The following is a 25,114-nucleotide window of genomic DNA, read 5'->3' on the forward strand; positions in this document are numbered from 1 at the left end:
TGAAATAGTGATTTTCCTCTATATAATATATAATTACAGATCTACGTTTAAGCCGGAAACTGCATTTTTTGCAAGACCTTCACGGAATTCAACGAGACGCTTTCTTAAAGATTCATCATTAAGTGCAAGAATCTGAAGTGCAAGGTAAGCCGCATTTTTAGCATTATTTATTCCTACGCTTGCAACAGGAATTTGAGGAGGCATCTGTACTACAGAAAGAAGAGCATCCATTCCCCCAAGCCCGTTAGAAACTCCGGGAGTTACGCATTCCAGAGGAACGCCGATAACAGGAAGAACGGTAAGACTTGAAATTACACCAGGAAGGGCGGCACTTAAACCGGCACCTGCTATAATGACCTTTGCACCTTCTTTTTCTACCTGACGCACTGTCTGGGCAAGAAGTTCTCCTGAGCGGTGTGCGGACAGGATGTGTGCCTTGTAATCCACGCCGTATTCTTTAAGAACAGCGGCGGCCTTTTTCATTGTTTCTGTGTCGGATTTAGAACCGAAAAATATTGCGACTTGCATATCAAAAGATATCACAACGCAACTTAATTTACAATAAAATTTGCCTGAATGATTTAAAAATAGGTATATTGTCAGATATGGATAAAGAACTTGTAGTAAAGAATGCCATGGGTGGAATGTCGGATTTTACCCCTGCAAAAGTAATAAATACAGCCCTTGAGTTTCAGCAGCTTCTTATGCTGTATGAAAGCGGAATCAAGCAGATTACAACGAAGTTTGAAATTCTTGAGGATGAATTTGAAAGCAAGCATCAGCGTAATCCTATAAGTACGATTTCCAGCAGGATAAAAGACCCTTTGAGTATTGCAGAAAAACTTCAGCGTAAGGGACTGGATCTTACCATAGACAATATGGTGAACCGTCTTCATGATATAGCCGGAATCCGCGTAACCTGTCCTTTTGTAAGTGATGTTTATCACGTAATGCAGATGCTTTTGAATCAGGAAGACATCAAGCTGATAAAAATGAAGGACTATATTAAGGAACCGAAATCTAACGGATACAGAAGCCTTCATGTAATTGTAAAAGTAGGCGTTTATTTTAGTGACCAGAAGCGGGAAATTCCTGTTGAAATTCAGATCCGTACTATTGCCATGGATTTCTGGGCCAGTCTTGAACATCAGCTTCATTATAAAAAGGATTATTCAATGCCGGATGATGTTGATGTGGAATTGAAGAATATTGCCGATACAATCTGGAATACTGACAGCAGGATGCAGAAACTTGCAAAGAATATTCCCGGATTTGTGGAATATGGTCCTGAATCATAATACAATTTAGTAATGAAAAAGATTTGTTTCATTATAGCAGTGGTATTTTTTTCTTGTGCGGCGGTATCTGCAGATGAAGTTTCTGATATTGCAGAAGCCAGGGCCCTTATTGAAGATTCGATGACACTGTGCGGAGTAGAAAGGGACTCTTCTGAATTTACGGCGGCCATTGAAGATTTTGAGCTTTTTACTGCTACCCTTAACGAAACTGTTACCTCTGATGATTCCCTTTCTGATGAAGAACTTGCAGAAATAATACTTACCTTTGTTTATGACAACGTTTTAAGAAACTATCAGTTAAATCAGAGTTTTGTAGACAGAGCTTTTTCTACGGGAGTTTATAACTGCGTGAGTTCCAGCATCATATATGCGGCTTTTGCAAAAAGTGCGGGGCTTGATGTGAGGGCTCAGGTTACTAAAGACCACTGTTTTATAACGCTTTATACCGGAACAAAAAAAATTGATGTTGAAACTACTAATCCTTACGGTTTTAATCCCGGCGTAAAAAAGGCTGTAGCTAAAAATGCAAACATGACTCATTATGTTACTGTTCCAAAACGTTACTATAATGGAAGAAAAGAAGTAAGTACTAAGATGCTTGCTTCTTTGCCTGCAAGAAACCTTATGTCTTCTCTTACTGACAGAAGTATGGATGAAGAAGCAGAGGAACTTGCTTTAAGGCGGATGGATTATCTTTCAGAGTGCAGTGAGGCAGAAAAAGAAGAAGCTTTAAATGATTATATTCTGTGTGTCAGAAATCATGCTGTTACTCTTGATCGTGCCGGGAAGCCTGAGCAGTCCCTGGAACTTCTTGAGAATTTAATGGATTCTTACGGAGTCAGGAGAGCCATTTCAAAAGATTATGATGATTTTTATTATAATGCCATGGCCCGCTTTTATAACAACAGGGATTTTGAAGGCGGCTGGGCTTTTATTCACAGGCATGATGGCGGAAAGTACGTATCGATAGAAGGTTTTAACAAAGCCAATGACATGATGATTCTCGGCTGGAATGAAAGTTTTTTTGATAAAATTTTGAATAGTACCGAAGGGAAATATGCACAGATGTCTCAGGAAGAAAGATATCTGACTGCTGCAAAAGCTGCTGCTTCTGCTTATAAAGATAATCCTTCTGTACGCGAGCTGAAAAAATATTCTGATACATTTTATAGAAATTATGGAGTTTGTGTTCATAATAATTTTGCGGAACTTGCAAATGCCGGAAAGTATGAAGAGGCAAGAGCGGTTCTTGAATTGGGACTTAAAAATTATCCTGACAGCGCTAATCTGAAACGGGATTTAAAGAGTCTTAACCGTTAAATTTTTTTTATTTCAGCACACTCAGGATTTCTTCCTGCGTCATGTGCCTCCACTGTCCTGGAAGAAGGGCGGGGTCCAGGTGCAGGTTTCCCATAACAGTACGCTTAAGGTAAGAAACGTGATTGCCTAAGGTTTTTATCATGCGTTTTACCTGATGAAATTTTCCTTCGCTGATTGTAAGGGTGCATTCATCGGAAGAAATAAAACTCAGTACTGAAGGCTTGCAGGTAAAGGCCGGCTTGTAACCTGCAGAAGTATAATTGTGCTCTGCTTCTATAAAAAATCCTTCGCTGCATTTTTTTATGTATTCTTTCTGTTCTTCTTCGGAGCAGGGATTTTTAAGTTTTAAATAATAGGTTTTGTCACAGTGAAATTCCGGTATGGTAATTCTGTGGCTGTAGTCACCGTTTGTCGTAATTATAAGAAGCCCTTCTGTATCAGCATCCAGCCGTCCGACTGTATGCAAAGTTCCCAGATTAAATTTTTCTGCTTCATCTTTTAACTCTTGTGGAATATCCTGAAAAACTAAAGGAGGATTTGTTTTTAAATTTGAATCTCTGTTGTTTGAACATATACAGCCTGACTTTTTGTTCATCATGATGTAGATGTCAGGCCGTAAATCAGAAGGAATGCCGTTTATAGTTATTGAATCTTCAAAAAGATTGATTCTTGTACCGCCGGTTAAAATCCTGATGCCGTTTACTTCAAAAACATTACGCTGAAGAAAACGGCGGATTTTTTTGTTGGTAGAAAAACCTCTTCTTGCAAGTATAACATCAGTTCGTTCTAAAAACGGCATGTTGTTCTAGAGGTCTTTTCCAGTAATTTTTTTAACGCATTCATGATAGAGTGCGCTTGTCTTTGCAACAACATCTTCCGGAATTGATTTAATGTTAGGATCTCCGGCAAGGTTATTGTCTTTAAGCCAGTCGCGTACAAACTGCTTGTCATAGCTTGCAGGACTTGTTCCTGTTTTGTAGGTATCAAGATTCCAGAAGCGGCTTGAGTCTGGAGTAAGAACTTCATCGCCAAGAACCAGCTCTCCGTTTTCATCAAGACCGAATTCAAACTTTGTATCGGCAATGATGATTCCGTTTTTGTAAGCATGGTCGTAGCATTTTTTGTAAATTGCAAGAGCAGCATTCTGAATCTTAGTTGCCAGTTCTTCACCAAGGTCTTTTTTCATGTAGTCAAAAGTTACGTTGATATCATGACCTTCTGCTGCTTTTGTTGAAGGGGTAACGATAGGCTCTTCAAGTTTTTCTGCCTGTTCGTATTTTTTGTCAAAACTGTGTCCGAGGAATGGTTCACCTTTTTTGTATGCCTCATACATTGAACCGAACATGTATCCGCGTACGATTACTTCATAAGGAATCATCTTAAGTTTCTTTACGAGGATTGTGCGTCCTTCGTATTCACTTTTCTGGAATTCTGCAGGCATGTCTTTAAGGTCTGAAGAAATCATGTGATTCTTTACGATATCTTTTGTAAGACCGAACCAGAAATTTGAAAGGGCATTAAGAACCTTTCCTTTGTCTGTAATCATGGTAGGAAGGATTACGTCAAATGCGCTGATGCGGTCTGTCGTAACGATAACCATTCTTCCGTCTTCAAGATCGTAAACTTCACGAACTTTTCCACTGATAATTTTTTTCATTTTCTTACCCCGGATTTGCAGCGGCTTTCAGAAAAGTCACTGCTCGTTTTCTCAAGATTTTACTGATTTACAGGGGCCTTGTAAATGTTTGTTATGTGGACACCCGCACTGGGGCGCTTTTGGTATTAGGAAAAAAAGAATGAAAAAGAAAATTTTATTTAGTTCGATTTTAGTATTTTTTTCGCTAACTTGTATTGTTGTGTTTTCGTCTATTGTTATTAAAGAAAAAGCACGCAAAGAAGCAATGGAAAATACGTTTTTTCGTAACTTAAAAATAATCTGGAATGATGAAACAGGAAGTTCTAAAGGTAAAATAATAGAGATTCCATTTCACATATGTGTAAGTTCCATGGGAGATGAAGAATTCTATATACGCAGACTTAAAATTGGAAAAACGAAATCGGTTCGACTGAAAATGGGTCATTATAAACTTTCACCAGGTTTTAGTTATGACTCTCCTATGGGGTATTCAATAACTATAGAACCTACAAATAATTGGTTTTGGAGAAAAGAAGATTTTATAATAATTACAATCCATAAAATATAGTAACCAATGCATAAACCACGCAGTCAAACCGCGTTTTTTTGTACTCTTGACGATTGTTACAAAATATTAGATAATATAATTCGTAATATATTACGAATTATTTAGAGGTGTATATGATTGCAATAAAACCGGTTTCAGATTTGCGAAATTATAATGAAGTTCTGCAGGATGTAGCAGATGAATCTCCTGTTTTTCTCACAAAAAATGGACGAGGTTGCTATGCAGTGATTTCAATAAAGGATTATGAAAAACTTACAGCTACAAAAACTTTATTTGCTGAACTTAAAAAAGGAGAAGATTCCGCAAAAGAAAAAGGCTGGCTTAGCACAAAAGATGTTCGTTCGATGGTAGGACTCTGATGTTTACTGTAGAAGTTTCACCACAGGCGGCACAAGATTTGCTCGAAATAAAAAACTATATCGAAACTGAATTGCAGAATTCTATTGCAGCCCATAATACTGTAGAGAAAATTGTAGAAACCTATGAAGATTTAGCAAACTATCCAGAAATAGGGATTCCTGTAGAAAGATATGTTTCATTTCCAACGGATTATAAATTTGTTCTTGCAAATAATTATTCTATTTTTTACAGAATAGAAGATGAGTTTGTAAAAGTAATAAGAATTATGTATTCAAGGCGAGATTTTGTAAGAATCTTGTTTGGTGATAATGAGAACACATAACAAGAAGTTCAAAGCCGACAAACCGGTCAAGCCGGTTTGCGGTTTAACTCATTGTTATGTGGACACCCTCACTGGCGCGTATTTTGGTAGAATATGAACATTAAGAACCTAATGATTCCGTTTACATTACAGAATAAAAATAAACAAGTAGATTTAGATTTGTCTGACTATCCTCTTTTTTATTGCGAATATGATGATGATAAGAAAAAGAAAATAGAACAAGGGATTATTGATAAAGTGAAATCAACTTATAGAGTTGATATTCAGGAAGTATATAATTTACCGTTGCCAGATTTATTTAAATTCATAATAGATAATATAAAATCATAGAAATGTTCTAAAAAAACCGTGTGTAGAAAAGGTAAAAAAAATTACTTGATATACTGTGTGGTATCACATATAATACTATTAATGAAACATCCTATCGTAATCGATACAAATGTAGTTCTGTCAGCTTTGCAAAGCAAAAACGGAAAATCATTTGGATTGATTTCAAAAATTGGTAGTGGTTTATTTGACTTTGCAATTTCAGTTCCACTTATTTTGGAATATGAGGCAATCTTGAAAAATCACCTTGACAGAAATATTTTTTCAGACTCCGACATTGAAGATTTTATTGACTACATTTGTAGTGTCGGAATTAGAACGAAAATATTTTATCTTTGGAGACCTTATTTGCGAGATCCGTTTGATGACCATGTTCTTGAACTTGCAATAAACGCAGGAGCAGAAACAATTGTTACCTTTAATAAGAAAGACTTTCAGGAAGCAGAGACTTTAGGAATAAAGATTAAGACCCCAAAAGAATTTTTGGAAGAAATGGAGGTGTAAAAATGGCTACATTAAGTTTAAGGCTACCAGATTCTTACCATACAATGGTAAAAGAGATAACTACAAAAGATAACATCTCAATAAATCAGTTCATTATATCCGCTGTTGCAGAGAAAATTTCCGCTTTGGAAACTCAGAATTATCTGGAAGAAAGAGCAGAAAGAGGTTCTCGAGATAAATTTATGGCAGTTTTATCAAAAGCCCCTGATGTAGAACCTGCTGACTACGACAGATAATCACATAACAAAGCTATAAAGCCGGAAAACCGGTCAAGCCGGTTTGCGGTTTAAGCAGTTGCAGTATGGGGCGGCTTGTTTTATTATTTTTGCAAAAGCTTTACAAGTGTCTGTTCTGCTTTGAGTTCTTTCAGAAGGCTTTTGCTTCGGACGAGACTTTTTTCTGCTGCTTCCTGATTTGCCTGACCCTGTTTTTTTACTGCACGGATAAGTATGTTTTTGGGAGTATGGCTCATGTCTATAAACTCAAGCATCTGTACTGAGTAACCTGCCTGTTCAAGAAGTTCTCCCCTGAGGGCATCTGTTGCCAGAGCTGCAAAGCGTTCCCGGATTATGCCCCAGCGGTTAAGGCTTGCAAAGGGACTGTCTTCCGTAAGTTTTGTTTTTTCCAGCTGAAGGTTAATTTCGTGCTGACAGCAGGGTACGCTGAGAATTGCTTTTGCATCGTGACCTGCAGCATAGTTAAGGGCATAGTCAGTTGCAGTGTCACAGGCATGAAGGGTTATCATTATGTCCGGTGGATTTTTATAACTGAACTCTGCAGCGTCTCCTATATAAAAATTAAGCCCGGTGTAACCGAATTCTTTTGCAAGAGAAGAGCATTCTTTTATTACATCTTCTTTAAGATCAAGGCCTGTAATTTCTACAGGAATTTTTTTTAGCTCTTTTAAAAAATAGTAAACTGCAAAGGTAAGGTAGGATTTTCCGCAGCCAAAGTCTGCTATGTGCAGGGGGCGTTCTTCTGTAAAGCCAGTATCGCCTGTGCAAAGTTTTGTTACATCCGGAATTATATCATCTATAAATTCAAGAAAGCGGTTTATCTGACGGAACTTGTCATATTTCTGTGCAATGACTTTTCCTTCTTTAGTCATAACTCCAAGCTTTACAAGAAAAGGAACAGGAATCCCTTCCTGTAAAATATAGTTTTTCTTTTTGTTAAAAAGGCTTTTATTATTTTCTTTAGTGGCGTCCCGGGCAGAAAGTTTTTTAGTGATTGTTTTAATTTCTCCGTGACGGTTTGCCATGGTTGTTATTTCTTCTGATTCTGTACGGCATACAGTATTTTTAAAAGTTGTACCTGCATGTTTTTTGTAAAAGTCTTCTGCTTCTGCCTGTGTCATACTTTTATGAAAGGCCTGTTTCTGGGTAAAGAATTCTGCGCTATAAGCTGCTTTTGCAGTAAGTGAAGAGGACGGATTTTTCTGAATGCGGATTTTTATATAGTCTCTGTCTAACAGTTCCTGTTCCTGAATATTTTTTACAGGCTTAGAAAACGTAATGCTTAAAATCATGCTTGTATTATAGAATATTTCTGTAAATAAACAAACCAGCCCCGATTGGAATGGCGCGTAAGCGTCGACCGCAGCAGGGCGAGGACGATGGAGCGCAGGCGGAACCATGGAAAGCGGGTTTGCATTTACGTGCTGCTTCATAATAAAAGAAAAGGAAAAAAGCTCTAGTATGTGAAACAAATTTTTGTTAGAATGTTTCACATGGGAAAAGTATTTGTATTTGTTAATCAGAAGGGTGGGGTTGGAAAAACAACTTCTTCCATAAATATCGGTGCCTATATTGCTGTAGCCGGCAAGAAAGTTCTGCTTGTTGATTTTGACTCTCAGGGCAATATGTCCAGCGGTGTAGGGGTCAGCAAGGAAAAACCTACTATTTACGAACTGATGGCAGAAACTGCTACTGCTGAACAGGCAATCAAACATACTAAGGTTGCAAATCTTGATGTTATCAGTGCTTCCATAGATCTTGCAGGTGCTGCAATGGAACTTGTAAACCAGCAGGACCGTAACTTTTTCTTAAAGCGGGTTCTTGATCCGATCCGTGACAAATACGACTACATTCTTGTTGACTGTCCGCCTTCTTTGGGAATGCTTACTCTTAACGGACTTTGTGCAGCAGATGAAGTGCTTGTTCCTATGCAGTGCGAATACTTTGCTCTTGAAGGAATTACCCTTCTTCTTCAGACAATTCAGCAGGTTCAGAAAGGACTTAATTCTTCTCTTAAAATCGGCGGTATTTTCTTTACAATGTATGACAGCCGTACTCGTCTTGCTCAGGATGTAGTAATGCAGGTTAAGAGTTATTTTAAGGACGTTGTCTTCAATACTATCATTCCTAGAAATATCCGTCTTTCAGAAGCGCCGTCTCATGGGGAACCGATTTGTCTTTATGATCCAAACTGTATCGGTGCTAAGAGTTATCAGAAACTTGCGGAAGAGGTGATTAATCGTGGCTAAAAAAGGCGGTCTTGGTGCCGGAATGGGTGCCGTTTTTGCAAGCGAAGGTATGTCTCCTGATTCAATTAACGATATTATTCACGGAGGAACTTCTTCTGAAAAACCTGAGGCTTCCCTGCTTCATGCTGCAGAGGGGGCTTCTTCCCTGAGGACTGGAGTTCAGATAAAACCAAATCTTCCTGCCGGTGTATATGCTGACGAAAATGGAACTTTGTGGGTTGATCCTAATCTGTTAAAACCGAATCCGCGACAGCCGCGTCAGTATTTTAATGAGGATGAACTTAAGGAACTTGCTGAATCAATCAAGCAGGAAGGCGTTTTGTCTCCTATTATGATTGAAGATGCAGAAGACGGAACCTTCTATATTATTGCAGGTGAACGCCGTACCAGGGCTTCCCGTCTTGCAGGCCTTAAGAGGGTTCCTGTTCAGCTTAGAAAATATTCTGACGTAAAGAAACTTGAAGTTGCACTTATCGAAAATATTCAGCGTACGGATCTTAATCCTGTTGAAGAGGCCCAGGCTTATTACAAGCTGATGGAAATCGGAAACCTTACTCAGGATGAAGTTGCCCAGCGTGTCGGAAAGAACCGTTCGACTGTTGCAAACTGTCTGCGACTTCTCAAGCTTCCTGAAGATATTCAGAGGGCTCTTATTGAAGGTGAACTTACTTCAGGTCATGCCCGTGCACTGCTGAGTGTTGAGAATGCTGCGGATCAGAGAATTCTTTTTGCAAAGATAATGGGACAGGGAATGTCTGTTCGTGAAGCAGAATCTTATGCCCGTGACATGAAAGATGCTCATCAGAAACTTCCTGTGGGACAGAGTAAGGTTCAGGATAATCGTGATCCTAATTACATTGCTCTTGAACAGGCAATAATTGAATCTCTTGGAACAAAGGTTCAGTTAAAAGGAAACTTCGATAAAGGAAGCATTACTATCAGTTATTTCAGCAAAGATGACCTTGATAGAATTTATAATCTTCTGATTAAGTAACTCAAGTGGCAAATCCGTATATTTACAGTTTGATAGATAAAGCTGTTTATGATTATTCTCTTATAGAAAAAGGAGACCGAATTCTTATAGGTGCTTCCGGCGGAAAGGATTCTACTGCACTCATAGAATATTTTGCTTCGAGAAAACTTCGTAAGAATTCAGATTTTGAATTTACAGCCCTTCATATTCAGTCAGAATTCGGCGGTCCGATTCCTGAAAACATACGTATGCTTTTTGAAAAGTGGAATGTTGATTTTAAGAAAATAGAAATTGATGTTCAGGGACGGCTTGCGGAAGGAAAAAAAATGAGCTGTTACTGGTGTTCCAGCCAGCGCCGTAAGGAACTTCTGGTTTATGCAAAGGAACACGGTTATAATAAGATTGCACTGGGACATCATCTGGATGATATTCTTGCTACAGTTATAATGAATGCACTTCAGAAGGCTGAGCTCAGTACGATGATTCCTAAGCTTAAGCTTGAAAATTTTCCTGTGACATTTATCAGGCCTTTGTGCTATACCCCTGAGGATGTAATAATCGAGCATGCAAAAGAAACGGGGTATTACGGTTTTACCTGTACCTGCACTTTTCAGGATAATAGTGCCAGAAAAGCAGCAAGAAAAAAACTTGATTATCTTACGGACGGGGACCGTATTCTGAAGGAACATCTTTTTAACGCTCTTCGTAAAATAAAACCGGAGTATCTTCCGTGAATATAGTTTTTTTCAGTACAAGTGCAATTCATTTTGAAAAAGAAAAACTTAAGGTTACTCAGATTCCTTCCTGTAAAGAAAACTTTGATGCAATAGTAAAGCGTTTTCCTGAACATAAATTTTTTTGTGTTACCCAGAAGCCCGGTGATTTTCTTCTGGATCTTGACGGAAGTGAACTTAAAGAAAAATGTGAAGGGGTTACTTATATTGTTGACAGCGGAATCTCTGCGGAAGAGACGGCAGCTGCTGTCCTGAAGTGTAATCCGGATATTGCCATAGCTGCGACTTTCTGGACGGTTCCTTTTGACTGGCAGGGAATGAAGGATTCTATGACTGCAGAAATTCTTGAGCGCAATGGAGTTAAGGTTTTTGCTCATCCTGTAAAAAGTTCTCTCGTATGTTTTGATAAGGCCCGGACTCATGAAGTTTTGCAAAAGGCCGGTATTGATGTTGCTCCTTCCGTTTATGTTAATCATCAGCTTTTCTGGTGTGCGGGCAATAAAGGAAAAGTTCGGGAGAATGTATATAAAGATTCCGTTCTGTTTGAAATTGCAAAGCTTAAGTTTCCTGTGGTGATAAAGGATACAACAGGATTAAGTTCTTACGGAATGGAAGTGTGTACGTCTTTTGATGAAGTAAAAAGATTTTTATGTTCAAAAAGAAATAACTCTGACCGTGTCGTAGAACAGCTTATCTGTGGTCAGCAGTTTGGGACGGAAGTTTATTGCGGACAAAAGGACTGCATTGTTTTTAATCCCCTGGAGTTTTCTGTAAACAAATATGGAATAACCAGTCCGAAGCTGAGTATAAAAAAAGGTCCAGTAACGGATGAAAAATATAAGATTGGAGAACTGAAAGTTCTTTTAAAAAAGATTGCAGCAGAATTAAAACTGAGCGGAGTGTTTCAGGTTGATCTGGTTTTCAGTGAAGGCAGGTGGTTTGTCATTGAGATAAATCCCCGGTTAAGCGGAATGAGCTGGACTTATGCCGCTGCATTAAAAAAATCTCCGGTGGAACTTCTCCTTGAGAATGCTCTTGGACTTTTGAAGGAAAAGGATGTCAACGGAAAAATGATGCATGCCGTTAATTTTAAGCTTCCCCTTCAGGAGAAAGATACGTTAAAAAATATAAGCGGCAGAAAACATGTGTGCTATGTGCATCAGATAGAAAATCTTGCAGCCAGGCAGGAGAGGGAAAAAGGCTATCTTGAAGTTGTGCTGTGCAGTGATGATATGGCTGATATAGAAAAGGAATATGTTTCCATAAAAAGCGAATTTGAAAAGGTGAGTTGATTATGAATCTTTATGATTATTGGAACGGCAGTTATTTTGATAAAGATGCTTCCGGTTTTGAGTGGAGTACGGAAAAGTATCATAAGATTCTGTGCAGCAGGATTCCTGAGTTTTTAAAAGATTATATTGAACTTCCTCTTGTTCAGCGGCTCAGCGGTATCGGCCTTTTGTGCGGTACGGACTGGACTGAACTTTTTAGAAACAGATTTTATTATTCCCGTCTGGATCATTCTATAGGAACTGCACTGATTGCATGGAATTTTTCTAAAAGTAAAAAACAGGCGATTGCTGCACTGCTTCATGATGTTTCTACTCCTGCTTTTTCCCATGTGAGCGATTTCAGGAACGGAGATGCCCTTCATCAGGAGTCTACTGAAGAACTTAATATTCAGATGATAAATGAAAATGCTTTCTTAAAGGAACTTCTTGAGAGGGACGGTTTTAATCTTCAGGAAGTAAATGATTATCATAAGTATCCGATTGATGATAATGAATGCCCGGGATTGAGTGCGGACAGACTTGAATATATGTTTCCCAGCGGAGCTGCCCTTAATGAAGTGTGGACTCTTGAGGAAATAAAAAGTACTTATTCTGATATTGCTGTTTTAAGGAATGAAAAACTTCTTCCGGAACTGGGTTTTAAAACAGAAAGCATTGCCCTTGATTACATAAAAAAATTTTGTGATGTAAGTCTTATCCTTCAGCATAATGAAGATAAAGCCGCAATGCAGCTTATGGCTGATGTAATAAGTGCGGCTTTAAAAGAAAACATCATTCATGAAATTGATCTTTATGTTCAGGGCGAAAGTGAACTGATTGAGTATTTTGATGACTATGCTTCAAAAAATCCGGGCTGTGAATTTTCTAAACTTTATCTTACTTTCCGTAATATGAAGAAAGTGATTCATTCCGACAAGGAACTGGACGGCTGCTGGTGTGTTTCTCTTGATGTAAAGAAAAGATATGTGGATCCTCTTGTTCAGGTTGAGATTAACCGCTTTGAGAGAATATCGAAAATCAACACTGAAGCAAAAAAGATTGTAGAAGAATTTCTTTCGTATAAGGATTCTTTATGGGGTTGTGTTCCTTATGCAGAGGTATAGTTCTAAACGGATTGTATTTGTAGGCAGTGAAACAAGACTTCTCAAGGAATGGGCAAGAGACAATGAAACGGAAGTTGTTTCTTCCCTGTCCTTTCTTTTTTCCATGGGCGGTCGCTTTGTTCCGGATCTTATTGTGTTTCTGAAAATAAAAGATGCGGATTTAAGGGAACTGCGTAAAAATGAGATGCTGAAAAAAACTCTTGTTCTTATTGTTCAGGAAAGTTTTAAGGAAGAAAACAATCTTAATTCAATTTCTGATTTTCCGAGGGTTTTAATCTGCAACGAAAAACTTGCACTGGAAAAATCTTTTTATGAAGGTCTGATGGAAATTCTTGAAGGAAAGAAAAAAACGCTTCCTGTAAAGACTGCAAATATCGTTAAGTATACGATTCTTTTTATAAATAAAAATTTTTCTAAAAAACTTACAAGAAAAAATCTTGCGGATCAGGTTGGCGTCACGGATGATTATCTCAGTAAGATTTTTAATCTTGAAATGGGGATACCTTTGTGGACATATCTGAATTTATTCAGGCTTAACTGTGCAAAGGAACTTCTTGAGCAGACTGGAATTTCTGTAAAGCAGATTTCTGCCCAGTGCGGTTTTGAATCTGCTGCTTACTTTACAAACTGCTTTACAAAAAAATACGGAAAATCTCCTTCTGAATTCCGACTATAATTTAAAATACAGGCATGGTATACTTTGTATTATGAAAAACACTAAAAATAATGAACTTGCAGTATGTGGATTTGCTGCAGTAAAACTTCTTGAAAAAATAAATTATCACAGAATCAAGCGCCTTTATTTTTCTGAAGAAAGGGCTCCTCTGTTTGGCGGCCTGTGCAAAAAACTTTCTGCAGACAAGAAACCTTATAATAAGGTAAAGGATATTTCTGAACTTGAAAAACTCTGCGGCAGTGTTCATCATCAGGGGGTTGTTGCAATGATTGAACCTCCTGAAATTCTTTCGTTGAATTCAGATATCACTGCAAACTGGGTTCGTAATAATGAAAGTGCCCTGCTGCTTGACCGTGTAGGCAATGCAAATAATCTTGGTGCTATTGTAAGAAGTGCTGCTTTTTTTGGAATCAAAAATATAGTCATTCCTCTTGATGAGGCTCAGTCTTCCATAACTACAAGTTCCTATAGGGTTGCGGAAGGGGGAATGGAATTCGTACATATCTATTCCATAAAATCAATTCCGGCACTGCTTAAGGATATGGAAGGAAAAATGGTCCGCATAGGAACTTCACTTGATGCAAAAAAATCCAGTGCAGATATAAAATCCCTGTGCGGTGCAAAAGCTGCAATTGTTGTTCTTGGAAACGAGGAACATGGAATCAGTGATGATGTAAAGAAAAACTGTGATCATCTTGTAATAATTCCTTTTTCAGGAATGGAAGCCGGCAGTGACGGCCCTAAAGTTGACAGTCTTAACGTTGCACAGGCAGCTTCAATCATTATGTATGAGATGAGGAAGTAGCATGGTGTTAAAAAGGATTTTATTTTCTGCCTTCAGCGTGTTCTTTCTGTTTTCCGCTTCAAATTTAAATGCCGAGATTCCTTTTAAAAAGGATGCTCTTAAAGACGGAATTATTTTTACGGCAGGGGCTGCAGTTTTTACAGCCGGCATGCTTATGGATGAATATGTAGAATTTGATTATCCGGAGGTTCTTGATAAGGATGATATAAATCCTTTAGACAGATGGAGTGTAAAAGGATACAGCAAGTCTTTCGGATATGCAGGAAACATTAGTTATGGTGCCGGTGTTCTTCTTGCTCCGGAACTTCTTTTTTCATGCAGCTACCTTAATGATGATATAAGCGGGCAGGATCTTGTTACCATCGGACTTATGTATGTAGAAAGTTTTCTTTACACTAAAGGGACCGTAAACATTATTAAGAACATTGTGCAGCGGCCAAGACCTTATGCTTATTATGGTGATGTTGATTTTTTTGATGAATCTGTTAAGGACAGATACTGTTCATTTCCAAGCGGACATACTTCTGATGCTTTTATGAGTGCTGCCTTTACAACTTATGTTTTTCATGAATGTTTTCCGGAATCTAAATGGTGTGTTCCTGTAGGAATTGCTTCCTATGCAATTGCAGGCTCTACAGCAGCATTCCGTATGCTCAGCGGAAATCATTTTTTAACGGATGTGCTTGGGGGAGCTGCCATAGGAACTTTGTATGGAATTGGAATTCCTTATCTGCATAAGCTTATGTATAAAAAGAGTCTGGATTCTTCTTCGACCCTGCAGATTACGCCGGTACCCGCAGGATTGAATTTTACAGTCAGGTTTTAATGTTCCTGTTTTAGATTATTGAATGAATATATAGGTCTGGAAATATATGCCCCGGATTTTTCCGAGGACAAGATTGTTATTTATAAGTTCCAGCAGTTCAGTCTTTACTTCTACTTCTCCTTTTTCAACCAGCTGGTCTTCCGTAAAGTTTTTGAAGTAATCAGAAATAAGATTCTCTATAAAGAGTTCTTTATTGGAAAGTTCCTCAAATAATTCTGTGTCAGCTTTTTCGTAAGAGAACCACGGGGCGATGACAACAACCGTTCCGGGTGTATCGTTGTTTTTTGATTTTGTCTGTGTCCTGATTTGTCCGAAGTCTGTATACGCATTCAGTCTGCTTGATTCAGGACGCTTTAGTACCTGGGCAGGAGTAGGATCTGAACGCCTGAGGTTTTTTCCGGGTGCAAAGTTTCCGGAAGCAAGGGCTGTTGCCGTTACAAAAAGAATTACAAGAAGAATTGCAGCGATTATTCCTGTAAGTATTTTAGTTGATTTATTCCATTCTGAATATTTAAGCATTTGCCTGACCTCATTCAAAAATATAGTCCTGGACTAAAGACAGAGTTCTTGTTGAAGCTTTTCCTTCTTCATTTATTGTTCCGGGAATACGGGCAGAAATCCGTATTGTATTTGCAAGCCACTCTTCTTTTTCTATCGTTCCGTTTTTGCGGCACAGTTCCACAAGGTCACTTCTGTTTATCGGGAATATGTATTCCCTTAAAGTTCCCAGAAGGTTTTCCGTAATGCAGGCAAGAAGTTCTTCAAAACCTTCCTGGGTTTTTGCACTTACTTTTATGGCATCAGGAAATTCTGAGTTAAGCAGGGCAATGCGGGAGTGGTCATCTTTAACGGCGTCAATTTTGTTGAGTATGACTTTCTGAGGAATCATGTCTGCATTTATTTCTTTGAGTACTTTTAAAACCTGCTGATACTGAAAAACACAGTTTTCGTCAGAGGCATCAACGGTTATAAGAAGCAGGTCTGATAATGCAGTTTCTTCCAGTGTTGACTTGAAAGCATCTATAAGGGTGTGAGGCAGGTTAGAAATAAAACCAACAGTATCCGTTAAAAGAACTGTGGATGCTTCACTGAGGGCAAGTTTTCTTGTTGTCGGATCCAGGGTTGCAAAAAGTTTGTTTTCTACAAATACGTCTGCTCCGGTCAGTGCATTCAGCAGGCTGGATTTTCCTGCATTTGTATATCCTACGAGAGAACAGCTGAAGGTTGATGTGCGTTCCCTCTGCTTTCTCTGAATGTTTCTGTTTATCTGAACCTGTGCCAGTTCTTTTTTTATCTGAAGGATTTTTTCTTCAATCTGTCTGCGGTCAAGTTCAGCCTGAGTTTCTCCGCTTCCTTTAGAGCCGTAGTTGCCGCCTCGCTGGCGTGCCATGTCACCGTACATGTGGCTTAAGCGGGGAAGGGAATAGGTCAGTTTTGCAAGGTTTACCTGAAGAAGGGCTTCTTTTGTCTGTGCTCTCTGTGCAAATATTCTTATTATTACTTCATTACGGTCAAATACAGGTTTTGTTACAAGACGTTCCCAGTTGCGCTGTTTTGAAGGATCTATTTCCCAGTCAAAGATTATGCAGTCGGCTTCAACATCTTTAGAACGGTCGGCAATTTCCTGAGCCTTTCCTGTTCCGATTCCGTAAGCTGGTGTCGGTTCTATGCGGGCAAGTACCATTACATCTGCCACTTCCATTCCCAGGGTTTTTACAAGACCGATGAGTTCTTCCGGCTGAGGATTTTCTGCTTTTTTATTCGGAGCACCGATGAGCATGCATCTTACTTTTTTTTCTTCTTCTAGTTTTACTTCGACCATAATTACAAGAATACATAAAATAAAACCGTCTGTAAACGTAGAAAAAAAAATTTAAAATCATTAAAATCGTTATATTATGGAAAACTCAAAGAGAACCGTTACTTGCGGTGAACTGACAGCCGCAGATGTTGGTAAGAATGTAGTATTAAATGGTTGGGTCAGCCGCTCCCGTGATCTGGGAGGACTTTGTTTTATAAGCCTTCGTGACCGTTATGGAATCACACAGGTTGTTGTTGGTGATAAAGCTTCTGATGATGTTAAAAAAACAGCTGCTTCATTGAAGAGCGAATATTGTATTGCAGTAAAAGGCGTTGTAGCTGCACGTTCAGAAAAGGATGTTAATAAAGACATGGCTACAGGAGCCATTGAAGTTGAAGCTGAAGAAATTGAAATCTTTACGACTTCACAGGAACTTCCTTTCTCTATAGAAGAGGTTCGCCAGAAGGACGGAACTGTTGTTCTTGCAAACGAAGACCTCCGCCTTAAGTACCGTTACCTTGACCTTCGCCGTGCTCCGATGCAGCATAACATTATCCTCAGGTCTCAGGTTGCTTTTGCTGTTCGTGAATATCTTACGTCAAAGGGATTTCTTGAAATTGAAACTCCTACATTTATAAAATCAACTCCGGAAGGAGCACGAGACTATCTTGTTCCAAGCCGTGTTCATCCTGGAAAATTCTATTCACTTCCTCAGAGCCCTCAGCTTTACAAACAGCTTCTCATGGTTTCCGGTTTTGATAAGTACTTCCAGATTGCAAGATGTTACCGTGATGAAGATGCCCGCGGTGACCGTCAGCCTGAATTTACTCAGATTGATATGGAAATGTCATTTACAAACCGCGAAGAAGTTCTTACGACTACAGAAGGCATGATGCAGTATGTATTCAAGAAGACTCTTAATTATGAACTTCCTGCAAAATTTGACCGTATCAGCTGGGATGATGCTTTCGATTATTATGGAAGTGACAAGCCGGATCTTCGTTTTGATCTTAAGATGCAGGATGCCGCATTTATGGCAGGACTTTCTGATTTCGGTGCATTTAAAGCAGGTGCTGCTAATGCAGATAAGTCTATTGAGCGTCATAAGAGAAGCGGCCTTAAGGCACTTGTTGTAAAGAATGTTGCAGACAAGTACTCCCGCAAAATGATTGAAGCTCTGGAAGATGTTGCAAAACGCAATCATGCAAAAGGTCTTGCATGGATGAAGGTTAATGCAGAGGGAACTTTCGAAGGCGGAATTTCAAAATTCTATGCCGGAAAAGAAAGTGAAATCTGTTCAAAGCTTGGTGCAGAAAAAAATGACCTTCTTCTTTTTGTAAGTGACGAAAAATGGCAGGTTGCCTGCGTTGCTCTCGGTGCTGTCCGCAAGCAGCTGGGTAAGGATCTTAACCTGTATAATCCTGAGGATGAATTCCACTTTGCATGGATTATCGACTTCCCTTATTTTGCATGGAATGAAGAAGAAAACCACTGGGAAACAGAACATCACATGTTTACTCTTCCTCAGAAAAAATACTGGGATACTCTCGAAAGTGATCCGGGTGCCGTAAAAGGTGATCTTTATGACCTCGTTCTTAACGGTTATGAACTTGCATCCGGTTCTATGCGTATTAACGATCCTGCCCTTCAGCAGCGTATCTTTAAGATTGTCGGCTATTCAAACGAGCGTGCAGAAAAGGCATTCGGCTTCCTTGTACAGGCATTTAAGTTTGGTGCTCCTCCTCATGGTGGAATTGCTCCTGGTCTTGACCGTCTTATCATGCTTATGTGTCATGAAGATTCTATCCATGAAGTAATTGCATTCCCTAAGAATAATCTTGCTGCTTCTCCGATGGATGAATGTCCTTCTGCAGTTGACGAGCAGCAGCTTAAAGATCTTCACATCAACTGTTATGATGTTGAAGAGTAATAAAAGTGAAGTCGTTCTGACATATTAAAAAAGAAATAAAAAGGACTGTCCTGTAAAAGTTTAAGGGCAGTCCTTTTTTTTGATGAAGTCTGATTTGTATCAGGCCTGTATTTATATGAATTTTTTAATTTCTACACTATGCAGAAGCTTTGTCTTGTAGGCGATTATATAATTGCCGAACATCGCTGTTACTGCATCAATTCCGGCAGCAAAACAGCAGACAACAGGAGCTGTTTCTTTAAGAAGAAGGTATCCGGCTGTAAAACCGCTTCCTTTCATAGAACATAAAATCGTGATTGCAAAGAATGCTCCGCCAGCAGGGAGTTCTGCAAGTACAAAAGAAAGGAGGAATGCACTTGCTCCGATCCAGAGTACGTCAGAGAAAGGAATTCCATAGCTGCCTGAATAGAATCTGTTTATCTGAATGAAGCAGATTGTCGTAATGAGGGCAGAACCGCCTCTTGAGAAAATAGAAAACATCGGAAAAGAAAAACGTGCAAGTTCACTTTTTATTCCGAGACTTTCCCGTCCGTGCCTCATGTTAACTGAATAGGAAATGTTTGAGTCTCCTGTGATGAATGCCGTAAAGAACGGTGCAATGCAGGAATAGAGAACTTTCAGTATTTTAGCTTCCGGGCATGTAAGTTTAAGGGTAATAGGGTAGATGACGAAGGTTATGATGAGAAGGTCTACCGTAAGCATTTTTATAAGGGACTTAAAGATTCCGGAATTCCAGAGGGGAATAAAGTTAAGGAGCCATCTGCAGGTCAGGGCAATCATTCCGATGGAGAATATTTCCGTAAAGAATCTGAGTATTGTCCAGCAGATTTCTGCAAAAGATGTAAATACTGAAACTGCAGCCTTAGAATCATTTTTTTCAGCAGCAGCGGCAAAACCTGCAAAGCCTGCAAATACAAAGCATGGTAAAAGATATGAATCTTCAAGAATGGAAGAAAATCCTGAATAAGGGAAAAGTTTAAGGATAAGTTCCTGAAGGTTAAGGGTTGGTATTTCCGTTGAATTTTCAATGGACATTGGAATTTTCGGAAGGTGAATCATAAGGGCCGTAATAAGTCCGAAAACTGTAAGTAATAAAGAGGCTGCTATAATTACACCTGCGGTCCATAAAAAAGTTCTGAGCAGGCGTTTTTCATCCCTGAGGGTAAACCAGGCAGTAGATGCTGTAAAAAATAAAAGCGGAAGAATAATGAATCTGCCGAAATGAATGAACAGATCGCTGCAGAAGTTTAAGAGGGTAAGTGAAGTTTCGCTTTTAAATGGAAAAATCAAGGTAAGCATTATGCCGATGACGATTCCGATTGTATATTTCATCCATATTTTCATGGGAAGAATTATACTGAGTTTCCCTGCTGTTTGCAAATAAAGTCTGCTGTGGTATACTTTCACATTATGAGTAAAACCGTTCTAGTTGCAGGAAAAAATTCAGGAGATGCAGACAGATTCAGTGAAGGATTTGTCTCGCTTTCACGCCAGATAGTAGAAACAGAAGAAGTTGTCTTTCCGGATGAAAAACCGGTGCGCAAGACTATTGCAGAAAGAAAAGCAGAGCTTGCCGCTTTTGAGGAAGAAAAAACCGTGCAGTCCCAGAGCGGTATCTGTACATTTGAATGGAACAAGGCTTCTGCATTGAGCGCAAGAAATCTTGTACTTCAGGCAGAAAACTTTTTCGGATCTCTTGATGAAGCCGTTCTCTATTTTGATGAAGAGTTCTATGCTTCCCGGGCAGAAAAAATGGATGCATCAGAGATTTCTAAAACCTGTGATGAACTTATTCTCGGTTTTCAGTATCTTGCAGTAGAAGTCCTTTCCCGCTTCGAGAAAAAATATACGGACAGACCCTTTGCCCTCACATTCATTTTGAAAGAAGGACCAAACGTTCTTGATGTTCTCCGTTCTCCTGCCATAAAAAACGGTACGGTTTCAGTTGCTTCACCTCTTGTTGCTGCTGCAGCCAGTGCCTTTGCCTCTTTTGCAGAAAATATTGCAGCCCTTTATGGAGATGAGCCTTATGTTAATATCGTTCTTGTAAGGGGAGATTCTTCTATGGAAGAAGCCCGCAAGGATGATGTACTTTCAAGGTGGCTTGGTGGATTTCTTGATTCTCTGGATGAACTTAAATCAAAACTGACTGCAAGAAAATCCATATCATGGGTTAAGCCTGGAAGTAAAAAAGCCGGCGGCGGATTCAGTCTGTTCAGAAAATAGAAATGATGAGTTTTCAATCCTTCTTCAAAAATGTATAATTGCAGATTATGGTAAATCCTGAAAATCCACTGATTGTACAATCTGATAAGACTCTTTTACTGGATGTTCATGCTCCGCTTGCGGAAGAATGCAGAAATGCCCTTATTCCTTTTGCAGAACTTATCCGTTCTCCAGAGCATCTTCATACTTACCAGCTTTCTCCGCTTTCTTTGTGGAATGCAGCCAGTGCCGGTTTTACCTGGAAGGATGCTGTGGGAGTTTTGCAGAAATATGCCCGCTATGATGTTCCTGAATCAGTATGTGTATGGATTGAAGAAACTTCTTCCAGATTCGGAAAACTTCGTCTTGTTCCGGGACCTGTGATTACGGAGAACGAAATAAAAACGGAATATCTTTTTCTTGTAACGGATTCTCCTTATGTTCATAAAGAGCTGACGGTCCATCCTGTAATAAAAAAACATCTGGTTCCCTATACTTTTACACAGAGCCCTGAGACTTTAAAATATGCAGAAAATCTAACTCCAAACGAAAAGCGCTTCTGTTTTATTCTTCCAATTACTGACCGCGGAACTGTAAAGCAGAATCTTCTTCAGATCGGCTGGCCTGTAAAGGATGAGGTTCCTCTTGTAGACGGTACTCCTCTGGATGTTCAGCTTAAAACTGAAAACTCCGCCGGAAAAAAATTTGAAGTCAGGGATTATCAGAAAAAAGCTGCGGATGCTCTTTTAGGAAACGGTGGTCCGGGTACAGGTTATGGAACGATAGTATTGCCTTGTGGTGCAGGAAAAACTGTTGTGGGCATGGAAATTATGTCCCGCATAAAAAACAATACTCTTATTCTTACGACTAATATTTCTGCCGTACATCAGTGGATAAATGAACTTATCGATAAGACTAATCTTTCTCCTGATGATATTGCGGAATATACCGGCGAAAACAAAACCATAAAGCCTGTAACAGTAGCAACATATCAGATTCTTACCTGGAGGCCTGATAAAACTGGTCCGTATCCGCATTTTTCTCTTTTCAGAGAGAACAATTGGGGACTTGTAATTTATGATGAAGTTCATATGCTGCCGGCTCCGGTTTTTCGCGTAGTTGCAGAACTTCAGGCGGTTCACCGGGTGGGTCTTACTGCAACTCTTGTCAGGGAAGACGGCTGTGAAGGTTATGTTTTTTCTCTTGTAGGTCCAAAACGTTATGATGTTCCCTGGAAAGAACTGGAACGCAGTGACTGGATTGCTCATGCAGAATGTGTTGAAGTCCGGCTGGATCTTCCTGAAGAAAGTCTTCTTAAATATTCAGCTGCAACTCAGAGGGAAAAGTTTAAGATTGCAAGTCTTAATTCCATGAAGTACAGGGTTGTAAAAGAGCTTGTAGAAAAATATCCGGAAGATAAAATTCTTGTAATCGGACAGTATCTTGATCAGCTGGATGAAATTGCAAAGCTTCTTGGTGCTCCGATAATCACAGGAAAGACCCCTAATTCCGAACGGGATAAAATATATTCAGATTTCAGGTCTTCCGTTATAAGGGTTCTTGTCGTAAGTAAGGTTGCCAATTTTGCCATAGATCTCCCTGATGCAAGTCTTGCAATTCAGGTAAGCGGAACTTTCGGTTCACGTCAGGAAGAAGCCCAGCGTCTTGGAAGAATTCTCCGTCCTAAAGAAAAGACTTCAAGATTTTTTACCCTGATAACTCGTAATACAGTCGAAGAAGATTTTGGAAATAATCGTCAGAAATTTCTTGCGGAACAGGGATACAGTTACAGAATTATACGCTATAATGATTCTTCAGATTTTGATCAGCTTGATGATTCCCCGTTGCTTGAATGGAGTTAACGATGGTTGTAGACGAAAAGGTAAAGAACATAATGGAGTGGCAGGAAGCCCTTGCTTCTTACAGTGATGACTATTTTTTTGAAATAGTCCGTATCTACCTTGGAGCCGTAAGGACACCTTTTAACAAACAGAATGTCGTAAAGCTGATTTCAAATGTTCTTAGAAAAGATGAAAATAAAAAGATTCTTCTTTCTTACCTTACTGAAGATGATGTAAAAATAATTTCGGCTGTAAAAATTATTCCCGGATGTACTGCAAAGAAACTCTATCAGTTTTTCAACAGTGAATCTGTTTACGAAAAACTTGCCAATCTTGAAGACCGTCTTATCATTTATCACGTAAAGAGCCAGCAGGATGATTCCATTCTGTTAAAAATAAATCCCATGCTTCGGGATGAAATTAATATGTATGCCGGACCGGGTGTGCTTTTTAAAAATGCTGTTCACGTACAGAAGGATGAATCAGTTTCTTTAGTAAGCCAGGAGTTTATTGCAGCCCTCCTTTCTTATGTGGCAGATCACGGGGACTGTTTGAAAAATGACGGTTCCCTTAAGAAAAAAAATTATGCAGAGTTAAATGAAATATTCGGAGAGGACAGAATTCCTCTGTTTATGTCCGTACTTGAGGCGTTAAAAAATCTCAGCATTCTTTATGAATCAGACAGAGGTTATGAAGTTGACTGGGACCGTATGGAAGCGTTTTCGGACAGAAGTTTTTTTGATGTCCTCTGCTATCTTTGTGTAAGTGCTTCAGTTAAATTTTCCAGGTCTAATCTCATAATGTATGCAGAGCTTCTGAAAAATATTCTTGTAAAACTTTCCGGCTCCTATTATACGTCAGATGAAATTCTTCAGCTGGGCTTTCTGCTTAAGGAAGGTTCCGGGGCTGATAATTTTACTGCAGGACGTTTTTCTTCAATGATGTCCAGAGTGTTCGAGACGTCAGAATCTTCTTTTCAGGTTATGGAGCTGATTCTGGAAAAGGCTCTTGCTCTCGGGCTTATCGTCAGGGGAAAAGATTTGGAAACTGACAGGGAAGTTTTTTCTACTGCACATCAGAATATCCGTGAAGGAACTGAGTGTAAAGTTTTAAATCTTACTCCTGCCGGCGGAGTTAATATAATGCCGGGACTTAATTTAAAAAATCTTGTACGTCTTGTAAAGTTCATGCAGCCGGTACATTTTGATACTGTCTGTTCTTTTGAAATAAACAGACACAGTGCATTGAGGGCATTTAATTCGGGAAGCGGTGTTACAAATATCTGTGAACTCATAAATGCTTTTTCTTTGTATGATATTCCTCAAAACCTTCTCCTTAACCTGAATGAATGGCATGACAGTTTTTCTTCAACGGAGTCATATTTTGGATTCATTCTGAAAGTGAATGATCCGCAGCAGAGAATTCAGGTAGAAAAAAATCCTGTTCTTGAAAATCATATATTGAAAATTCTTGCACCGGGAGTTTATTTATTTGATTTTGAAGACAGAAGTACGGCACAGGCTTTTATAGAAAAAAGCGGGCTTGAGTTCATTGGTGAATTAAAAACTTCTGCCCGTGATAATGTTCAGCTTGTTCTTCAAAAATTGCGGGAAAATAATATTTCGTTTTCGTGTGAAGAGGGTTCAGAAAAAAATCCTGATGAAGAAAGTATTTCTTATGCAGAAGATTTCCGCCGGAACTTGCTGTCAAAACTTGATTCCATGGAACTTACGGATGAACAGAGGGATGGTCTTGAAGACAGGATACAGCGCAATCTTATTCTAACGGAAGAACAGCTGAGGGCAGAAAGCGTACGCCTTGAGATAAAGGAAGCTTCCGCCATGGATCATACTGGAAAGATTCACGTGATAGAATCGGCAATGGCAAACAATGATCTGCTTCTTATAAGCCTCAGGGGAAATGAAAAACTCTTGGGTCAGATAAAATCCTTTAACAAAAAATATGATGAAGCCAGTGTAAGGATTTATATAGAAAAACTTAATGTTGAACAGGAAATTTTTATAAAAAATATAATGCACGTAAAAAGATTACGGAATCCTTCTGTTTTTGTTTCGCAGGCAAGCGGCAGATGGTAGCATGGAGTTGAT

At 39.1% G+C, this 25,114-nt stretch carries 27 protein-coding genes; 20 read left to right on the forward strand and 7 right to left on the reverse strand.

From position 1 onward, the window contains the following. Positions 1 to 33: 33 nt before the first annotated feature. The gene (gene purE, locus HNP77_RS11960) at positions 34 to 528 is read right to left on the reverse strand and encodes a 5-(carboxyamino)imidazole ribonucleotide mutase (protein WP_184653694.1); all 495 of its coding nucleotides are present in this window, start codon (positions 526 to 528) and stop codon (positions 34 to 36) included. Positions 529 to 605: 77 nt separating this feature from the next. Between purE and HNP77_RS11965 the strand changes: the two genes are divergently transcribed. Next, the gene (locus HNP77_RS11965) at positions 606 to 1,298 is read left to right on the forward strand and encodes a GTP pyrophosphokinase (protein ID WP_184653696.1); all 693 of its coding nucleotides are present in this window, start codon (positions 606 to 608) and stop codon (positions 1,296 to 1,298) included. A 12-nt stretch (positions 1,299 to 1,310) separates the two neighbouring features. Beyond that, positions 1,311 to 2,618 (forward strand): hypothetical protein, encoded by a 1,308-nt coding sequence (locus HNP77_RS11970; RefSeq protein ID WP_184653698.1) that lies wholly within the window; start codon positions 1,311 to 1,313, stop codon positions 2,616 to 2,618. A gap of 7 nt (positions 2,619 to 2,625) precedes the next feature. On the opposite strand, the gene HNP77_RS11975 is transcribed toward HNP77_RS11970, so the two are convergent. Together HNP77_RS11975 and HNP77_RS11980 are read right to left on the reverse strand one after the other, a co-directional pair. Beyond that, positions 2,626 to 3,417 (reverse strand): pseudouridine synthase, encoded by a 792-nt coding sequence (locus tag HNP77_RS11975; protein WP_184653700.1) that lies wholly within the window; start codon positions 3,415 to 3,417, stop codon positions 2,626 to 2,628. 6 nt (positions 3,418 to 3,423) lie between these two features. After that, positions 3,424 to 4,275, reverse strand: coding sequence for a phosphoribosylaminoimidazolesuccinocarboxamide synthase (locus HNP77_RS11980; RefSeq protein ID WP_184653701.1), 852 nt, complete (start codon positions 4,273 to 4,275; stop codon positions 3,424 to 3,426). A gap of 139 nt (positions 4,276 to 4,414) precedes the next feature. On the opposite strand from HNP77_RS11980, the gene HNP77_RS11985 reads away from it, so the two are divergent. The 6 genes from HNP77_RS11985 (at position 4,415) to HNP77_RS12010 (ending at position 6,571) form a co-directional block, all read left to right on the forward strand. Continuing rightward, on the forward strand, positions 4,415 to 4,822 hold the full coding sequence (locus tag HNP77_RS11985) for a hypothetical protein (RefSeq protein WP_184653703.1): 408 nt from the start codon (positions 4,415 to 4,417) through the stop codon (positions 4,820 to 4,822). 113 nt (positions 4,823 to 4,935) lie between these two features. Continuing rightward, positions 4,936 to 5,181, forward strand: a complete 246-nt coding sequence (locus HNP77_RS11990; RefSeq protein ID WP_184653705.1) for a type II toxin-antitoxin system prevent-host-death family antitoxin — start codon at positions 4,936 to 4,938, stop codon at positions 5,179 to 5,181. Next, positions 5,181 to 5,504 (forward strand): type II toxin-antitoxin system RelE/ParE family toxin, encoded by a 324-nt coding sequence (locus HNP77_RS11995; RefSeq protein WP_184653707.1) that lies wholly within the window; start codon positions 5,181 to 5,183, stop codon positions 5,502 to 5,504. Before HNP77_RS11990 ends, HNP77_RS11995 begins: the two co-directional genes overlap by 1 nt. A 111-nt stretch (positions 5,505 to 5,615) precedes the next feature. Then, positions 5,616 to 5,834, forward strand: a complete 219-nt coding sequence (locus HNP77_RS12000; protein ID WP_246428941.1) for a hypothetical protein — start codon at positions 5,616 to 5,618, stop codon at positions 5,832 to 5,834. Positions 5,835 to 5,915: 81 nt separating this feature from the next. Beyond that, the gene (locus HNP77_RS12005; RefSeq protein ID WP_184653711.1) at positions 5,916 to 6,335 is read left to right on the forward strand and encodes a putative toxin-antitoxin system toxin component, PIN family; all 420 of its coding nucleotides are present in this window, start codon (positions 5,916 to 5,918) and stop codon (positions 6,333 to 6,335) included. Positions 6,336 to 6,337: 2 nt separating this feature from the next. Further along, positions 6,338 to 6,571 (forward strand): hypothetical protein, encoded by a 234-nt coding sequence (locus tag HNP77_RS12010; protein ID WP_184653713.1) that lies wholly within the window; start codon positions 6,338 to 6,340, stop codon positions 6,569 to 6,571. A gap of 83 nt (positions 6,572 to 6,654) precedes the next feature. On the opposite strand, the gene HNP77_RS12015 is transcribed toward HNP77_RS12010, so the two are convergent. Beyond that, on the reverse strand, positions 6,655 to 7,863 hold the full coding sequence (locus tag HNP77_RS12015; RefSeq protein WP_184653808.1) for a class I SAM-dependent methyltransferase: 1,209 nt from the start codon (positions 7,861 to 7,863) through the stop codon (positions 6,655 to 6,657). Positions 7,864 to 8,064: 201 nt separating this feature from the next. Here HNP77_RS12015 and HNP77_RS12020 point away from each other — a divergent pair, with 201 nt between their 5' ends. From HNP77_RS12020 to HNP77_RS12055, 8 genes are read left to right on the forward strand one after another with little or no spacing between them, the layout of a single operon-like run. Then, on the forward strand, positions 8,065 to 8,820 hold the full coding sequence (locus HNP77_RS12020) for a ParA family protein (RefSeq protein ID WP_184653715.1): 756 nt from the start codon (positions 8,065 to 8,067) through the stop codon (positions 8,818 to 8,820). Next, the gene (locus HNP77_RS12025; RefSeq protein ID WP_343042578.1) at positions 8,813 to 9,814 is read left to right on the forward strand and encodes a ParB/RepB/Spo0J family partition protein; all 1,002 of its coding nucleotides are present in this window, start codon (positions 8,813 to 8,815) and stop codon (positions 9,812 to 9,814) included. The genes HNP77_RS12020 and HNP77_RS12025 overlap by 8 nt, the downstream gene beginning before the upstream one ends. Positions 9,815 to 9,819: 5 nt before the next feature. Further along, a complete protein-coding gene (locus tag HNP77_RS12030) occupies positions 9,820 to 10,527 on the forward strand; it encodes a tRNA 2-thiocytidine biosynthesis TtcA family protein (protein ID WP_184653717.1) in 708 nt (235 codons plus the stop codon). After that, positions 10,524 to 11,819 carry an ATP-grasp domain-containing protein gene (locus HNP77_RS12035; RefSeq protein ID WP_184653719.1) on the forward strand — a complete coding sequence of 432 codons (1,296 nt, stop codon included), beginning with the start codon at positions 10,524 to 10,526 and terminating at the stop codon, positions 11,817 to 11,819. The genes HNP77_RS12030 and HNP77_RS12035 overlap by 4 nt, the downstream gene beginning before the upstream one ends. Before the next feature lie 2 nt (positions 11,820 to 11,821). Further along, positions 11,822 to 12,922 carry an HD domain-containing protein gene (locus tag HNP77_RS12040; RefSeq protein ID WP_246428942.1) on the forward strand — a complete coding sequence of 367 codons (1,101 nt, stop codon included), beginning with the start codon at positions 11,822 to 11,824 and terminating at the stop codon, positions 12,920 to 12,922. After that, positions 12,909 to 13,598 carry a helix-turn-helix domain-containing protein gene (locus HNP77_RS12045; protein WP_184653721.1) on the forward strand — a complete coding sequence of 230 codons (690 nt, stop codon included), beginning with the start codon at positions 12,909 to 12,911 and terminating at the stop codon, positions 13,596 to 13,598. Before HNP77_RS12040 ends, HNP77_RS12045 begins: the two co-directional genes overlap by 14 nt. Positions 13,599 to 13,629: 31 nt before the next feature. Beyond that, entirely contained in the window at positions 13,630 to 14,403 is a 774-nt protein-coding gene (locus HNP77_RS12050; protein ID WP_184653723.1) for a TrmH family RNA methyltransferase, read from the forward strand. 1 nt (position 14,404) lies between these two features. Continuing rightward, the gene (locus HNP77_RS12055) at positions 14,405 to 15,229 is read left to right on the forward strand and encodes a phosphatase PAP2 family protein (RefSeq protein WP_184653725.1); all 825 of its coding nucleotides are present in this window, start codon (positions 14,405 to 14,407) and stop codon (positions 15,227 to 15,229) included. Positions 15,230 to 15,244: 15 nt separating this feature from the next. Here HNP77_RS12055 and HNP77_RS12060 read toward each other — a convergent pair whose 3' ends face one another. Together HNP77_RS12060 and hflX are read right to left on the reverse strand one after the other, a co-directional pair. After that, entirely contained in the window at positions 15,245 to 15,748 is a 504-nt protein-coding gene (locus HNP77_RS12060; RefSeq protein WP_184653727.1) for a flagellar basal body-associated FliL family protein, read from the reverse strand. 10 nt (positions 15,749 to 15,758) lie between these two features. Continuing rightward, the gene (gene hflX, locus HNP77_RS12065) at positions 15,759 to 17,051 is read right to left on the reverse strand and encodes a GTPase HflX (protein ID WP_184653729.1); all 1,293 of its coding nucleotides are present in this window, start codon (positions 17,049 to 17,051) and stop codon (positions 15,759 to 15,761) included. A 76-nt stretch (positions 17,052 to 17,127) separates the two neighbouring features. Between hflX and aspS the strand changes: the two genes are divergently transcribed. Next, complete coding sequence (aspS, locus tag HNP77_RS12070; protein WP_184653731.1) at positions 17,128 to 18,960, forward strand: aspartate--tRNA ligase; 1,833 nt, start codon at positions 17,128 to 17,130, stop codon at positions 18,958 to 18,960. Positions 18,961 to 19,071: 111 nt separating this feature from the next. Here aspS and HNP77_RS12075 read toward each other — a convergent pair whose 3' ends face one another. Further along, positions 19,072 to 20,304 carry a dicarboxylate/amino acid:cation symporter gene (locus tag HNP77_RS12075; protein ID WP_184653733.1) on the reverse strand — a complete coding sequence of 411 codons (1,233 nt, stop codon included), beginning with the start codon at positions 20,302 to 20,304 and terminating at the stop codon, positions 19,072 to 19,074. A 66-nt stretch (positions 20,305 to 20,370) separates the two neighbouring features. Here HNP77_RS12075 and HNP77_RS12080 point away from each other — a divergent pair, with 66 nt between their 5' ends. From HNP77_RS12080 to HNP77_RS12090, 3 genes are read left to right on the forward strand one after another with little or no spacing between them, the layout of a single operon-like run. Next, entirely contained in the window at positions 20,371 to 21,186 is an 816-nt protein-coding gene (locus HNP77_RS12080; RefSeq protein WP_184653735.1) for a hypothetical protein, read from the forward strand. Between the two features lie 47 nt (positions 21,187 to 21,233). Beyond that, positions 21,234 to 23,027 (forward strand): DNA repair helicase XPB, encoded by a 1,794-nt coding sequence (locus HNP77_RS12085; protein WP_184653737.1) that lies wholly within the window; start codon positions 21,234 to 21,236, stop codon positions 23,025 to 23,027. A gap of 2 nt (positions 23,028 to 23,029) precedes the next feature. Then, on the forward strand, positions 23,030 to 25,102 hold the full coding sequence (locus HNP77_RS12090; RefSeq protein ID WP_184653739.1) for an LSm family protein: 2,073 nt from the start codon (positions 23,030 to 23,032) through the stop codon (positions 25,100 to 25,102). Positions 25,103 to 25,114 lie beyond the last annotated feature (12 nt).

This window comes from Treponema rectale, from assembly GCF_014202035.1.
In the GTDB taxonomy this organism is placed as follows: Bacteria; Spirochaetota; Spirochaetia; order Treponematales; family Treponemataceae; genus Treponema_D; species Treponema_D rectale.